Source organism: Actinomycetospora corticicola, assembly GCF_013409505.1.
Lineage (GTDB): Bacteria > Actinomycetota > Actinomycetes > Mycobacteriales > Pseudonocardiaceae > Actinomycetospora > Actinomycetospora corticicola.
The window spans coordinates 623584-638137 of record NZ_JACCBN010000001.1; the positions used below are offsets into that span (position 1 = coordinate 623584).

At 73.6% G+C, this 14554-nt stretch carries 9 protein-coding genes; 2 read left to right on the forward strand and 7 right to left on the reverse strand.

Going from position 1 to position 14554, the window contains the following annotated elements; all coding sequences use genetic code 11:
- Window positions 1–21: 21 nt before the first annotated feature.
- From BJ983_RS03055 to BJ983_RS03075, 5 genes are all read right to left on the reverse strand, one after another.
- Entirely contained in the window at window positions 22–1254 is a 1233-nt protein-coding gene (locus BJ983_RS03055) for a cytochrome P450 (protein WP_179792455.1), read from the reverse strand.
- Between the two features lie 361 nt (window positions 1255–1615).
- Window positions 1616–2014 (reverse strand): type II toxin-antitoxin system VapC family toxin, encoded by a 399-nt coding sequence (locus BJ983_RS03060; protein ID WP_179792456.1) that lies wholly within the window; start codon window positions 2012–2014, stop codon window positions 1616–1618.
- A complete protein-coding gene (locus BJ983_RS03065; RefSeq protein ID WP_179792457.1) occupies window positions 2011–2283 on the reverse strand; it encodes a type II toxin-antitoxin system prevent-host-death family antitoxin in 273 nt (90 codons plus the stop codon). Before BJ983_RS03065 ends, BJ983_RS03060 begins: the two co-directional genes overlap by 4 nt.
- A gap of 145 nt (window positions 2284–2428) precedes the next feature.
- Window positions 2429–3094 carry a sigma-70 family RNA polymerase sigma factor gene (locus BJ983_RS03070; protein WP_179792458.1) on the reverse strand — a complete coding sequence of 222 codons (666 nt, stop codon included), beginning with the start codon at window positions 3092–3094 and terminating at the stop codon, window positions 2429–2431.
- A gap of 151 nt (window positions 3095–3245) precedes the next feature.
- A complete protein-coding gene (locus tag BJ983_RS03075; RefSeq protein WP_179792459.1) occupies window positions 3246–6980 on the reverse strand; it encodes an nSTAND1 domain-containing NTPase in 3735 nt (1244 codons plus the stop codon).
- A gap of 156 nt (window positions 6981–7136) precedes the next feature.
- Here BJ983_RS03075 and BJ983_RS03080 point away from each other — a divergent pair, with 156 nt between their 5' ends.
- Window positions 7137–9305 carry a protein kinase domain-containing protein gene (locus BJ983_RS03080; protein WP_179792460.1) on the forward strand — a complete coding sequence of 723 codons (2169 nt, stop codon included), beginning with the start codon at window positions 7137–7139 and terminating at the stop codon, window positions 9303–9305.
- On the opposite strand, the gene BJ983_RS03085 is transcribed toward BJ983_RS03080, so the two are convergent.
- Together BJ983_RS03085 and BJ983_RS03090 are read right to left on the reverse strand one after the other, a co-directional pair.
- Window positions 9274–11346: an nSTAND1 domain-containing NTPase gene (locus BJ983_RS03085; protein ID WP_179792461.1), complete on the reverse strand. Its 2073-nt coding sequence runs from the start codon at window positions 11344–11346 to the stop codon at window positions 9274–9276. The genes BJ983_RS03080 and BJ983_RS03085 overlap by 32 nt on opposite strands.
- Before the next feature lie 38 nt (window positions 11347–11384).
- Window positions 11385–12065 carry an RNA polymerase sigma factor gene (locus BJ983_RS03090; protein WP_179792462.1) on the reverse strand — a complete coding sequence of 227 codons (681 nt, stop codon included), beginning with the start codon at window positions 12063–12065 and terminating at the stop codon, window positions 11385–11387.
- Between the two features lie 418 nt (window positions 12066–12483).
- On the opposite strand from BJ983_RS03090, the gene BJ983_RS03095 reads away from it, so the two are divergent.
- Window positions 12484–14487: an ATP-binding cassette domain-containing protein gene (locus BJ983_RS03095; RefSeq protein ID WP_343053666.1), complete on the forward strand. Its 2004-nt coding sequence runs from the start codon at window positions 12484–12486 to the stop codon at window positions 14485–14487.
- Window positions 14488–14554: the final 67 nt, after the last annotated feature.

Below are 14554 nucleotides of genomic sequence, written 5' to 3' on the forward strand. Positions count from 1 at the left end.
GGCTATAGCCCCCCTTAGTGCTCACCTGGCGGAGCCACCTCGCGTGAAGGTCACCGGGAGGTGCGTGATCGCCCACGTGGTGCCAATGGTCTCGTGGACGTCGTCGGGCGAGGTGATCCGAATGTCGTCGAGGGCGGCGAGGACCTCCTCGAAGGCGACCTTGAGCTCGGTGCGGGCCATGTGCAGGCCGACGCAGGTGTGGGCGCCGTAGCCGTAGGCCATGTGCCGGTTGGGGCTGCGGTCGATGCGGAGTTCGTCGGGGTGGTCGAACACGGCCGGGTCGTGGTTCGCGCCGGCCCAGTTCAGGTAGACGCGCTCACCGGCGCGCAGGGTGTGCCCGTCGAGGTCGGTGTCGGTGAGCACGGTGCGGGTGTGCGACCGCGTGGGCGTCACGTAGCGCATGAGCTCCTCGAGCGCGGTCGGGATGCGCTCGGGCTCCGCGCGCAGCAGTGCCTGCAGCTCCGGGTCCTCGGCGAGCATCAGGAACATGAAGCTCATCGAACTCGCCGTCGTCTCAAATCCTGCCGGGAGCAGGATGAGGCAGTAGTCGAGGATCTCGGTCTCGCTCAGCGGGCGTCCGTCGACCTCCGCGCGGCAGAGCAACGACACGATGTCGTCGCCCGGGTCGGTGCGCTTCGCCGCGGCGAGCCCGGAGAAGTACTCGTAGATCGCGACGGCGGGTGCGCCGTCCTCGGCCTGCCCGCGGACGAGGGCGACGGCCAGGTCGGCGAGCCGTTCGCGGTCGGGCGCGGGGACGCCGAGGGTGTCCATGAGGGCGTGCACCGTGACCGGGGTGCAGAGCTGCTCGAAGAGCTCCGCGACCCCGTCGTCGAGAAAGGTGGCGATCTGCCGTCGGACGAGGTCGCGGTAGTACGGCTCGCGCGCCTGCTGCTCGCGGCGGGAGAGGGGCGCCGCGATGATCTGCTTGTACTGCCGGTGCAGCGGAGGGTCGGACTCCATCGGGATCATCGGGCGGACCTGCCCGAAGCTCTGCAGCAGGACCGGGACGTTCGAGTACACCTCGCCCTCCTCGCGGTGGACGGCGACGAGCTGGTCGTAGCCCGAGACCGTCCAGAGCCCGTCGGCGAACCGGTCGGTGTGGGCCACCGGGCATCCGCGGGCCATCGCCCCCGCGACCCGCGTGTACCGGCCGCGGGTGAGGTCACGGCTCAGCGGGTCGAAGTGGTCCGTCAGCTCCGCGGGGTCGTCGAGAGCGCCGGCCGGCTCGTCGGGGGACCAGTACCTGCTCGCCATCGGACACCAGCTCCACGCTCGTCGGACGCATCCGGGCCGTCGCAGTATCACCCCGCCCGGCGCTCGCACTCGGACCGGTACGAGCGGGCTCGCGCCGTCATCGTCATCCGTTCGGGACACGACGGCGGCCCGGCGCTACACCCTGCAGATCGACCCGCCGCCGTCCATCCCCTGCTTCCTTCGGCTCGCCTACGTCGCGCTCGACGGGGCCGCCCTGACGGCATGTGAAGTTGCGACGGCGGAATGGTCCGGTCGCCCCTTCCCGAACCTGTCGGGACGCTGACTCGGCGCCGTCCGCGCCCACCTCGAGGACCTTGACCGCGCGACGTTGAGCCGGTCCGTCAGTGCCCGAGCTCAGCGCTCAGGGCGAGTGCACCTCGACGAGTCGCTCCAGCCCGGCGAAGTCCGCCGGGTTGCGGGTGATCAGCGGGACGGCATTCGCGCCGGCGGTCGCCGCGATCTGGAGGTCCATCCGGCGAGGGCGTGGATTGCGTCCGGCACGGCGGACCATCGAGGCCATCGTCCCGTACAGCTGCGCGGCAGCGAGATCGAACGGGAGGACCGGCAGATCGCGCAGGACGGCGTAGTAGCGGTCGGTGCGGGCCCGTCGCTCGATGAGGTCGTCGGTGTCCAGCCCGAACGCGAGTTCGGCCACCGTCACAGCGCTGACGACCGGGACGGCGTCGGCGAACCGCCCGAGGTCGAGGTGCTCCAGATCAATGAGGGCTGAGGTGTCGAGCAGGACCCGGCCTGTCGTCATCGGCCGACCGGGTCGTCGTCGCCGAGGTACTCGTCCGCCCGCTCGCGGTCGGCTCTCCACTGCTCCGCGTTCACCGGAGGAAGGTTCCGGAAGATGTCCTGGAGCTCGCCCAGAGTGCGCGGGGCCGGCTCCTGCTCACGGGCGTGAGGTACGAGGTCGGCAATCGGCCGACCGTTGCGGGTGACGACGAAGCTCTCGCCGGCCTCGACCCGGCGCATGATCGACCCGCTGTCGTTGCGGAGCTCCCGCTGCCCGATGGAGTCGCTCACGCGACTAGAATAGCACTTCTGTTTGATTGTGCTACACGCCTGGTCGGGGTGTCCTCCTCGAGGAACCGAGTCCACGTGACTCGGTTGCGCCGCGACGGTCTGCCTTCCCGACGACGGGTCGGTCACCCTCGGCGTTCCGCGCCGGTCAGCTCTCCCCGGTCGCGCCCGGAGGCTCGTGCAGCGCCCGCAGCCCCGGATCCTCACGGAGCCGACGGAGGCCGACGAAGCGGTAGTTCTTCGCCGCGCCGAGGGAGATGCCGAGCTCGTCGGCGGCCTCCTGCACCGTCCGGCGGCGCAGGTCGACCAGGTCGATCACCGCCCGTTCGCGCGGCGACAGCGACGCCAGCGCCCGGGCGACGACGAGGTGGAAGAGGATCGTGTCCTCGAACGGCTGCGCCGGGTCGGCGAGCTCCAGCACCGCCTCGGCGTCGTGCTCGACCCGCGCCGTCTCCCGGGCCGCGCGGGTGCCCCACGTGATCGCCCCGTTGCGGACGGCCTGGCGGAAGAGGGCGTCGACCTTGTCGGGGTCGCGCAGCACCGGCGGGTTCTGCACGACCTTGCGCATCACGTCCTGCAGCAGGTCCTCGGCCTGCTCCCGGTGCCGTCCGAGCAGCGTGCGGGCCAGGGCGAGCAGCGACGGGCGGGCCCGCTGGTAGTAGGCGAGCAGCACGGTGAGGTGACGGGCGGGGTCGTCGCCGGAGATGCGGCGCAGCCCGGCGCGGGTTGCGGCATCGACGTCGGGGGCCACCTCGGCGGGCAGCCACCGGCGATCGAAGCGGGCCAGGAGGGAGAGCCCGTCGTCCGCCGTCACCGCCCCATTCTCACCCCCTGCCCCGCCACCTGTCCGGGGCACGGCCGGCGGGCCGTCCGCTCGTGGGCGCCCCCCGTGCCCACGAACGGCGGCCCGTCCGGCCTCCGTCGAGGAGGACCACCTCGGTCGGCGGATGGTTGGGGTGCGCGAGCTATTCATCGGCGAGGGAGCACGGCCGCACCTCGGAGGTCCCGGACGGCAGCTCGGTGCGCTCGGTCGCCGAGAAGTCCCGGTTCTGCGTCTGGCAGAGGCGCACCCGCCACAGGTCGGCGTCGGTCGGGATCGAGAAGGCGACGTCGCCCTCGTCCAGTTCGATCCGGCCGCCCGCGACCGGCCGCGGCGCGACGCCGGGTGGCAGCGGCACGTCCGCGACCTGCCGGCCCGCGGCCACGTCCCAGATGGCGAGCCGGAACAGCGTCGCGTCCCACGTCACCGGGCGGTCGGCGCCGTCGACGCCGAGGACCGCGCCGGTGCCCGTCGGCACCGGGACACGGGCCGTCACCGCCCCAGACGGGACCGCGCGCGCCACGAGGTCGCCGGGGTCGTCGACCGAGAGCAGTCGGTTCGCCTCGAGCAGCATCCCGCCGGCCGCACCCGTCGTCGGGAAGGAGGCGACGATGCCGCCGGGAGAGAAGAGCCCGATAGCGCCGGGCTCGCGGACGGCGACCTGCGACGCGTCCGGGGAGGCCGCCGCAGCGCCCGTGCCGACCGGCACGGGCGGGGCGAGCGGGCGGTGCGAGGTCGCCGAGAACCAGGTCAGCGCCCCGTCGGCGCGGTCGACGAGGTCGTCGCCGCCGCGGGCGAGGACCACCGGAGGATCGTGCGACGGCGGGAGGGGATAGGAGCCCAGAGGGCGGAACCGGGGCAGGTCGTACTCGTCGATGCGCGGCCCGGTGGGGGCGCGGTCGACTGCGAGGAACGACCCCGCAGTCGGCGAGACGAGCACGGACGACCACCCCCCGGGAGGCGCGTCGAGGCGGCCGAGCGCCCTCGGGCCGAAGGCGTCGAAGGCGGTCGCACCGGTCGCGTCCGGCACCACCGCGATGGCGTCGACCGGCCCCTTCAGCACCGGCGGTGGAGTGGCCGAGGGCGCCCGGAAGGTGGGGGAGTCGAGCAGGTTCAGCCCGTCGACCTGCCCGTGGTCGATGAGCTCGCCCTGCCCGTGGCGGATGTCGAACCGCGGGTTGACGGGGATGCCGACGGCGGCGGACGGGGGCATGACGGCCGACGCGCTCGGGACCCAGGCGGCCCGACGGCGCCCGTCGGGGAGGTCGACGACCTGGATCGGCTGGGTCGCCGACGTCCCCGGCGCGCCCTCGAGCCACACGAGGTGGGCGCCCTCCGCGGTGATCATCGCGGGGCGGCCGGCGCAGCCGTGCGGGCCGGTCGGGACCCGCGTGCGCACGGCGCCCGTGGCGGTGTCGGCGACGACCACGGTCTCGTCGGGGTCGGTGTCGCACCGGACGGTGACGGTGCCCTGCAGCCCGACGCCGGCGTCGGTCGGGACGGCGCCGACCACCGCGCCCGTCGTCGCGTCGCGCACGGTGCGGGCACCGTCGGGGGTCGTGATCAGCAGCCGCGTCGGGTCGGCCGTCGGCGCCGCGGTGTCCCCGGCCTCCGGCAGCCGGGCCACCACCGTCGACGTGAGGGCCTCCAGGTCGACCCGCGAGACGAGGGTGCCGGAGCCGTCGGGTCCTGTGGCGAGCAGGTGGGTGCCGTCCGGCGTCGCGACGACGGAGGCGACGGCCGAGCCGGGGACGAACCGGGGAGGAGTGGTGGTATTGCGGTCCCACACCCGGACTGCCCCGGTGTCGGTGCGGAGCACGACGAAGCGGCCGCCGTCGCTGACCGAGACCGGCCGGGTGTCGGCGTCCCGGCCGGGGACCGTCTCGAAGACCGGGGTGGGGCTGTAGAGCCGGTAGACGAACAGCGCCGAGCCGGGGGCGACGACCATGGTGTCCTCGGCCTCCGGGTCGGGCACGAGGACGGCCGCGGGATCGTCCGCGCCGGCGACCGGCATCGTCGAGGTGGTCAGCCGCCGCTCGACGTAGGCCCTGGCCAGCGCGTTCCGCGCCGTCACGTCGCTCGGGTCGCTGCGGTACGCGGCGAGGGCGAGCTGCGTTCCCGACGACGGGTCGCCCGGCAGGGCGGCCAGCGAGAGTGCGCCGAGGGTCTCGGCGTTGTGCGTCGCGCGGGCGGCGGCCAGTCGGACACGCGAGACGGACACGGTGAGGAGCCCCGTCGTCAGGACGAGGACGAGCAGGACCGCGATGAGGACGAGGCGTCGCCGGCGCTCGCGCGCGCGGCGGTCCCGGCTCGCCGCGACCAGTGCGTGGACCGTCCCGTCCACGTCGGCGGCGCGGTTCTCGACGTGTTCCTCGGCCTGCTCGAGTGCCTCGGCGCGCAGGACCACCGTCGGGTCGCGGCGCCAGGTCCGTGCCCGGGCCCGCGCCTCGTCGTGCCAGCGCAGGAAGGGGCCGTCGGCGGCGAGCTGGTCCGCGAGCGGCGACCACCGGTCGACGAGGGCCCGGTGCGCCGGCTCGGCGACGGGGCGTCCGCCGCGGCCGATCGTCACGACGCGCGCCGCGGCCAGCGTCTCGAGCACCGCGTGTCGGGCGTCGTCGAGGCCGTCAAGGGGCAGCTCGCCGGGGCCGAACCCGTCGTCGTGCGCGCGCACCAGCCCGAGGAGCAGGGGCCGGGCGACCGCACGGTTCGCCTCGTCGAGGTCCGCCCAGGCGGCGTCGGCGACCGCGACCGCAGCGGCGCCGACGTCCCCCGGCGGCGTCCCGTCCTCGACGCTGCGGTGCAGCAGCCGTTGCAGCAGCGCGAGCCCGCCGGGAGCGTCGGCGGCGTCGTCGACGAGGCGGGCGGCCGTCGCGGCGTCGACCGTCGGACCCGGGCGGCTCGCCGCCGGTTCGAGGACGGCCCGGCGCAGACGCTCCCGGTCGAGGCCGTCGATCGTCACGGTGACGGCCTGCAGCGCGGGGTCTCCGGCGATCCGCTGCCAGCGGTCCGCCCGGGCGGTCCCGACGACGGGTCGGGTCTGCTCGCGCAGCCAGGCGGCCGGGTCGGGGTGGAGGTCGAGGCGGTCGGCGATCACGACGTCGGGTGCGGCGGCCCGGAGCCCGGCCTGCAGCAGGGAGGTGGCGCCCTGCCCGGAGCCGGCGGCGATGACGACGACGCCGTGCTCGGCGAGGACCTCCCGGCAGCGGGCCGTCTCCTCCTCCCGGCCGACGAACAGATCGTGGTCCTCCGCGGTGAACGCCCGCGCACCCGGGAAGGGGTTGGCGAGGACCTCGGGGGCGAGGGGGAGGACGTCGTCGGCGGTCAGGGCGTAGGCCGTGCGGCCGCGCGAGAGGCGGTCGTCGGTGACCGCGAGCCCGAGCACCGTGCCGGTCGTGGCGTCGAGGACGGGCGCGCCGCTGAAGCCCGGGCCGATCGTGGATCCGTCGTCGACGGCGAGCTGGAGCCAGCCGCTGCCTTGGACCGCGCGTAGCCGCCCCTCGGCCCACACGCCGTCCTCCCGGCCGACCGGGAAGCCGACCACCCGGAACGCCGTGCCCCAGGGGCGCGGTCGCGTCCACTCCGGCACGACGACGGCGGGGGCCGGTGCGTCGAGGTCGAGCAGCGCGATGTCCCCGCCGCCGTCGGCCGTCGGCGGTGCCCACCGGCGGATTCGGCCGCTGCGGGAGGGCGTGCCAGGCAGGAACGGGAGGTCGATCCGGACCCCGTCGTCGGGGGCCTCGTCGGCCACCGCGTCGTGCCCGAGCGCGGTGGCGACGACGTGGGCGCAGGTGGCGAGCAGTGACGGCGTCAGCAGGACGCCCGCGCCCACCGCCACCCCGTCGGCCGTGCAGACCCGCGCCACGGCACCGTGCTGCTCCACCCCGCGTGACCCCCTCGTGCCTCGGGAGTGTGACACGTCTTCCTGAGCGGGGCGGTCGCCGTTGGAAACCCGTGGATCTCCCCCAACCTTCCGGCTTCCGCTGTGGTCCACCTCGATGACGGGTGTGAAGGACGTCGGGGGTGGGGAGGGGGAACGGTGGTCGGCGGCGAGGAGTTCGGGCCCTACCGGCTGCAGCGTCTCATCGGGCGCGGCGGCATGGGAGAGGTGTTCCAGGCCTATGACGTGGGACAGGACCGGGAGGTCGCGGTCAAGCGCCTGCTCGGGCACATGGCCGACGACCCGGACTTCCGGAAACGGTTTCAGCGTGAGTCGCGGGCAGCAGCCCGCCTGCGCAACCCGCACGTGGTGCCGATCCACACGTACGGCGAGATCGACGGACGTCTCTTCATCGACATGCGGCTGGTCAACGGTTGCGATCTCGAGCGGCTGTTGTTGGAGGAGGGGCGCCTCGCGCCGGAGCGAGCGGTGGCGATCGTCGGGCAGGTGGCCAATGCGCTCGAGTCGGCGCACCACGCGGGGCTCGTCCATCGGGACGTCAAGCCGTCGAACATCCTGTTGGACCGCGACTTCAGCGACGAGGACTTCGTCTACCTCGCCGACTTCGGGATCACCCGCGCCTCCACGGGGCGCTCCACCTCGCTGACGGCGAGCCACGTCGTGGTCGGCAGCCTCCAGTACATGGCGCCCGAGCAGTTCGACGGGGTCTCGGGGCCGGCTGTGGACATCTACTCGCTGGGCTGCGTGCTCTTCCAGTGCCTCACCGGGGTCCCGCCCTTCGAGGTCGACGGGTTGCCGTCGTTGATGAAGGCCCACACCGAGAGCGCCCCACCTGCTCCGTCGGAGCGGTGTCGTGAGATCCCCGCCGGTTTCGACGACGTTGTCGCCCGGGCGATGGCGAAGGACCCGGCCGACCGGTATGCCTCGGCCGCGGAGTTCGCCAAGGATGCGCGCCGGGTCGTGCTCCCCCACGATCCGCACCCGACGGGCGGCACGCGCGTGCTGGACCCGCCGGAGCCCGACACCGAGCTTGCCGATCTGCCCGTATCGTCGTCGGCGCCGACCGAGGTGACCCTGCGCGCCGACGGCCCCGGGTTCCCGCTCCGGGGCGCTCCGACAGGAGCCCCCGAGCCGGCCGGACCGGCGAGCGCCGACGGCCGTGGGGGCGCGGCCGGAGGGTCGGGGCGCCGTTCTCTCGGCGTGGCGCTCCTCGCGGTGGCTCTCGTGGCCGCCGTCCTCGTGGCCGTCGGCGTGATCGTGGCCAACTCCGGCTCCGAGCCGACCGCGGGCCCTGGCACCGCGGTCCCTGCCCCGGCCGACGACGACCGTCCGACCGTCGCGATGAGCCTCGCCCAGGCGACGGTGGCCGGCACCTTCCCCACCAACGGTCCGCCGGAGACGGTCGCGGTCTCGCCGGACGGCCGATCGGCCTACCTGACGATCACCGGCGAGCATCCCGCCGTCGAGGTCCTCGACATCGAGAGCGGGCAGGTACTCACTGATGTCCCCGTCCCCGGCCCGCCCTACTTCATCGGGCTCTCGCCGAGCGGCGAGGACGCCTACGTCACCTACTACGACCGCAGCCAGGACCAGCTCGTCATCGGGACGATGGACACCCGGCTCAACGAGCTCGACGGGGCGATCCCCACGGGTCAGCGTGCCGATCAGGGCTCCGCGTTGACCTGGCTCTTCGGCTTCGCGAGCTCGCCGGTCGACCCCCACCTGCTCTACGTGCCCAACATGAACGCCTCGACGGTGTCGGTGCTCGACCCCGAGAAGAAGGCCCCCGTCGCGCAGATTCCAGTGCCCGCGAGCCCCCACTGGGTGGCACTCACCCCGGACGGGAAGCGTGCCTACGTCACCAACCACGTACCGGGCCAGATCACGGTGATCGACACGACGACGAACAGCGTCACCGGGACGATCCCGATCGGGTCCGGCCTCGCCCCGCACAGCATCGCCGTCTCGCCGGACGGGTCGTTGGCGGAGGAGGTCAACTACGACGGCAACTCGGTCACGTTCATCGACACCCGGACCAACACCGTCGAAGGCACGACCCCGCTCCCGGACGGACCGCAGAGCATCGCGTTCGCTCCCGACGGACAGCACAGCTACGTGGTGAGTGAGGACGCCAAGGCCGTCAGCATCGTCGACAACCGGACCCACCAGGTGACGCAGACGATCCCGGCCGGGGACGATGCCTCCATGATCGCGGTGACCCCGGACGGGACGAAGGCGGTGGTGGCGAACAAGGGAGCCAACGACGTCATGATCCTCACGGTGGGGCAGGCGCCACCGGCGCACTGATCGCGGATCCGGTCCCGCACAGGCCGTCGCCGGGTGCATCCAGACCGGCCGCGAGCAGGGACCCGGCCGATACCCCGAGGACGACCACGACGGCGAGCGTCGCCCGACGCAGGCGGCGCTCGCGCCGCCGACGGGACAGTCCGGCCGCGATGAACTCCTGCTCGGGCGCTCGGAGGTCGCCCGCCCGTTCTGTCGCCCAGCCCGCAGCGACGTCGAGGGCGGCGCCACGCAGCAGGACGTCGCGGTCGTGGGTGGGAGCCCACGCCGCGACGCCGGCCTGCAACCCCGCCCGCCAGCGGAGGAACGCGTCGTCCGCCTGCAGCCAGCGCTGCAGCCGGGGCCACCGGTCGATCAGGGACTGATGCGCCAGCTCCGCGACGTCCTCGGCCGCGCCCGGGCTGATGACGACGAGGCGCGCTGCGGCGAGGGCCTCGAGGACACGGCGCTGCCCGGGGGCGAGCGGAGCGAGGGGGAGCGGTCGCCGCACGAACCCGGTCTCCGTGGGTCGCGTCATCGCGAGCAGCAGGGCACGAGCTCGTGCACGCCTACCGACGGGGATCGCGGTCCACTCCCGCTCGGCGGCCGCAGCGAGCGCGCCCTGCACGGTCCCCACTCGGGCGTAGGCCTCGATCGTCAGTCGTCCGTCGTCCGCGGCATCCCAGAGTTCCGCGAGGAGCACCGCGACGAGAGGGAGTCGACCGGGCTCGTCGCCGGCGTCATCGACGATCCGTGCGACAAGGCCCGGATCGAAGGACGGGCCGGGAACCCGCGCCGCCGGCTCGGCGACCGCGGCCCGGAGGTGGGCACGGTCGAGGGGGAGGACCCCCACGAGGGCTCGCTGCACGACCGGCGCGCTGCGACCGTCGAGGAGGTCGTCGAACGTCGCCCACCGCGCCGTGACCCCCACCCGGACACCGAGCGCGACGAGTAGTCCGATCACCTCGAGCGCGGTGTGCGCGGCCGGGGGAGAGGAGAAGGCGAGGTCCTCGAACTGGTCGACGGCCACGAAGAGGCGACCGCTCGCGACCGCGCGGGCGTCCCCGATGCCGACGGGTCCGACGGCGCCGGCGACCACGGTGCGGTCGCCCGGCCGTGCCGAGAGCACACGCGACCAGTCGCGCAGCGTCCACCTCTCGACCGCATCCGGGGTGCGGACCGCGCGGGTCCGGCCGGACGGGTCGGGTGCGACGGCCTCGGTGAGAGCGGCCGCGAACGCGGTGATGACGGCGGGTCGGGAGGCGACCCCGGCGAGGCGGACCCGGGCCGGCCGCAGGCCGCGCACACGCGCCTCGGGCAGCACCCCGGCGGTGAGCAGCGACGACTTGCCCGCCCCGGAGCCGCCGACGAGCACCACGAGCCCGTCGCGGTCGAGGACCTGGAGGGCGCGGGCGAGCTCGTCCTCGCGGCCGAAGAAGAACTCGCGGTGGGCCTCGTCGAAGGCGGCGAGTCCGCGGTAGGGGTTCACGAGCAGCTGCGGCGCCTGGGCGAGCACCCGGGCGATCGGGATCGCGTAGGCGGAGCGCGCCGGCCCGTCGCCCCGGTCGGCGGCGACCGCCATCGCGATCACCGCGTCGCCGCACTCGTCCAGGATCGGTGCCCCGCTGAACCCGGGCCCGATCTCCTCCGCCCCGGACAGCTGGATCCAGCCGCTGCCCTGCTCCCGGCGCAGGACCCCGGCCGCCCAGACGCCGTCCTCCCGGCCGGGCGGGAACCCGGCGGTACGGAAGGGGCGACCCCAGGGTTCCGGTACGCGGCGGGTCGACGGGACCGCCACACCGACCGCCGCGTCGAGTTGCAGCAGAGCGACGTCTCCCGTGCCGTCCGATGCCGGCGGCCACCACCGCCACACCGTGGCGCGGCGGAGTGGCCCGTCCGGTGCGAACGGCAGGTCGACCTCGAGCTCGGCGTCGGGGGCCAGGTCCGGCACGTCGTCATACCCGAGCGCGTCGCCGACCACATGGGCGCAGGTCGCCACGAGGCGGGGCGCGAGCAGCACCCCGGCGCCGACAACGGTGTCGCCCGGGGCTCGAATCCGTGCCACGGCGTGTCCGACCGTGGTGTCGGAGCCGGTCACCACGGCTACGCCGCGTGGTGCAGATCGGCGAGGTCCGGATCGGCCCGAAGGCGCCGCAGGGCCACGAAGCGGTAGTTCTTGGCGGTGCCGAGCGCGATACCGAGCTCGGCGGCAGCGTCCTTGATCGTCATGCCCCGGACGTCGACCAGTTCGACCAGCGCCCGTTCGCGGGGGGAGAGGGCCGCGAGCGCCCGCGTGAGAACGAGGTGGAACACGACCGGGTCCTCGACGCCCGCGGCACGATCGGCGAGTCGGGCGACGGCCTGGTCGTCCGGACCACGTCGATGACGCTCGCGGCCGGCTCGGGTGCCGACGGTGACGGCCTCGTTCCGGACCGCCTGGAACAGGAACGGAGCCTCCTTGCCCGGCTCCCGCATGGTGGGCGGGTTCTGACACACCTTGCGCATGACCTCCTGCACGAGGTCCTCCGCGAGGTCGGCGTGGGCGCCGAGGAGCTGGCGGGCGACGGCGTGCAGACGGCCCCGCTCCGCGCGGTAGGTGCGGAGGAGGGCGGTGAGCCGTACTCGCGCGTCGTCGGCCGATATGCGCTGGAGCCCGGTCCGGTACCTCTCGTCGACCGCTCGGGTCCCGAGCGACGGTGTCCACCGGGAGTCGAAACGGCGCAGCGAGACGGCGAGCCAGTCGGCGCGCGGGCGGGGGACGACTCTCAGGTCGACGACGCTCATCGCGTCGCACCTCCCTCGGATGCGGGATCGGGTCGGTCAGGTGGGTTCACGACGGACAGCCGGCGTGGCGGCGTCCGCAGCGAGGACGGGAGCCAGCGCGGGTCGAACCGACGGAGGGCGTCGAGGATCGGGTCGGCCGATCTCCGGAAGGTGCGGTGCATGGCGGTCCTCTCGTCACTGCTCAGGACGACCAGCGGGACCGGCGGAAGGTTGGGGGCAGGGCGTCCCCAACCTTCGCGGGACGGTGCGGGTCCCCGCGTGTGATCCGTTCGCACCGCCAGGAGGACCCGTGTTGAACCCGTCTGCATCCCGGACCGTGGCCCGGTCCTCTCGCCCCGGCATCGTGGACCTTCGACCCCGACCGCTTCCGAGCGCGGACCCGGTCTGCCGACAGGGCCGGATCTCGGCGGTGCACGACGTGCGGGCTCGTACCGCGCGGATCTCGATCGGACGCGACGAGCGCAACGACGTGGTGGTCGAGGATCTCCTGGCATCACGGCGCCACGCCGAGCTCCTTCGTCGTGGCGATCGCTGGCTCCTCGTCGATCTCGGCTCGGCGAACGGGACCTTCGTCAACGGGCGGCGGGTGCGCACCCGGGCGATCGGGCCCGGCGACGTGGTCGCGATCGGACACGTACTGCTCCATCTCGAGGACGACCGGTTGGTCGAGCGGCTCGACGTCGGATCGGTCGGCTTCCGAGCCGCGGGACTCACGGTCCGGACGGGCGTCGGCGTCCCCCTGCTCGACGACGTCGGGTTCTCCCTCGCACCGCGGTCGCTGCTCGCCGTGGTCGGACCGAGCGGCGCGGGGAAGTCGACCCTGCTCCGCGCCCTCACCGGATTCCGCCCGGCCGACGAGGGTCGCGTCGAGTATGCGGGCCGTGATCTCTACGCCGACTACGAGGAACTGCGGGCGCGGATCGGGCTGGTCCCGCAGGACGACATCCTGCATCCGCAGCTCACGGTGCGGCGGGCTCTCGACTACGCCGCCGAGCTGCGCTTCCCCGCCGACGTGTCGCGCATGGAGCGGGCGAGGCGGGTGGCGGAGGTGATCGCCGAGCTCGATCTCGTCGAGCAGGCGGGCCGGACCATCCGCAGCCTCTCGGGCGGGCAGCGCAAGCGGACGTCGGTCGCGCTCGAGCTGCTCACCCGGCCCTCCCTGCTCTTCCTGGACGAACCGACCTCCGGACTGGATCCGGGTCTGGACAAGTCGGTGATGCGGACGCTGCGCGGACTCGCCGACGACGGCCGCACGGTCGTCGTCGTCACCCACAGCGTCGCCAACCTGGACCAGTGCGACCGGCTCCTCCTGCTCGCCCCCGGCGGCAAGGTGGCGTATTTCGGACCGCCGGCGGAGGCGCCGACCCACTTCGGGTGCACCGACCTCGCTGACGTCTTCCTCGCCCTGCAGGAGCGTCCGCACGACGACTGGTCCGGCCGCTTCCGGCGGTCACGGCTCTGGGCGCAGTACGTCTGGTCGGGGGAGTACCCCCTGCCGTCGCGGCCGACCGCCGTGCCCGCCGTGCCTGCGGCCGCGCTGTCGCCGGCCCGACAGGTCTCGGTGCTCTGCCGTCGGTATCTCGCGGTGATCGCCGCCGACCGGCAGTACCTGGCGTTCACGGCAGTACTGCCCCTGGTGCTGAGCCTGCTCGCACACGCACTGCCAGGCGACAGCGGGCTCTCGATCGCTCGCCAGATGCAGGGCGTCCGCGGCGCCCCGAACACGGTCTGGTTGGTGCTGGTGGTCGGAGCGACGTTGATGGGCACCGCCGCCGCGATCCGGGAACTGGTGAAGGAGCGCGAGATCTACCGGCGGGAACGGGCGATCGGACTGACACGCGGCGCGTACCTGATCTCGAAGCTCGTCGTGCTGGGAACGATCGTCGGCCTCCAGGCGGTGGTGCTCGGAGTCGTCGGCACCGCCGGTCGACCTGCACCGGATGCGGCGGTCCTGCTCGGATCCTCCACCACTGAGGTGGTGATCGCGCTGGTTGCGGTGTCGGTGGCCAGCGTGACGCTCGGACTCCTCGCCTCCGCGCTCATCGACAACGCCGACCGCGGCATGCCGCTGCTCGTCCTGCTCGCGATGCTGCAGTTCGTCCTGTCCGGCGCCCTCGTCCAGATCGGAGACCGACCGGTCCTCGCCGAGCTCGCCTGGCTGGTGCCTGCTCGCTGGGGCTTTGCGGCCGGTGCCGCCACGATCGGTCTGCCGACCGGGCCGGACACCTTCTACCCCTCCGTGGATCCCCTGTGGGAGCACACGACAGGTGCATGGCTCCTCGATCTCACCATGCTCGGGGTCCTGACCGCCGGATGCGTCATCGGCACGTGGCGGCTCCTGTGCCGTCTCGATCCGATTCGCAGGAGAACTGCCTCCACATCGACCCCACCTTTCTACCGTCGGCGTCGTCTCCAGGCGTGACATCCATCCACGAGAAAGGCGGACACCATGACCCTGCGCTTTCCAGGCGACCGGATTCGGGCCGTCG

What these genes read in the sequence shown, in the direction of transcription:
- BJ983_RS03055 (WP_179792455.1), bottom strand. Translation starts at nt 1,254, where the DNA reads ATGGCGAGCAGGTACTGGTCCCCCGACGAGCCGGCCGGCGCTCTCGAC.
- BJ983_RS03060 (WP_179792456.1), bottom strand. Translation starts at nt 2,014, where the DNA reads ATGACGACAGGCCGGGTCCTGCTCGACACCTCAGCCCTCATTGATCTG.
- BJ983_RS03090 (WP_179792462.1), bottom strand. Translation starts at nt 12,065, where the DNA reads ATGAGCGTCGTCGACCTGAGAGTCGTCCCCCGCCCGCGCGCCGACTGG.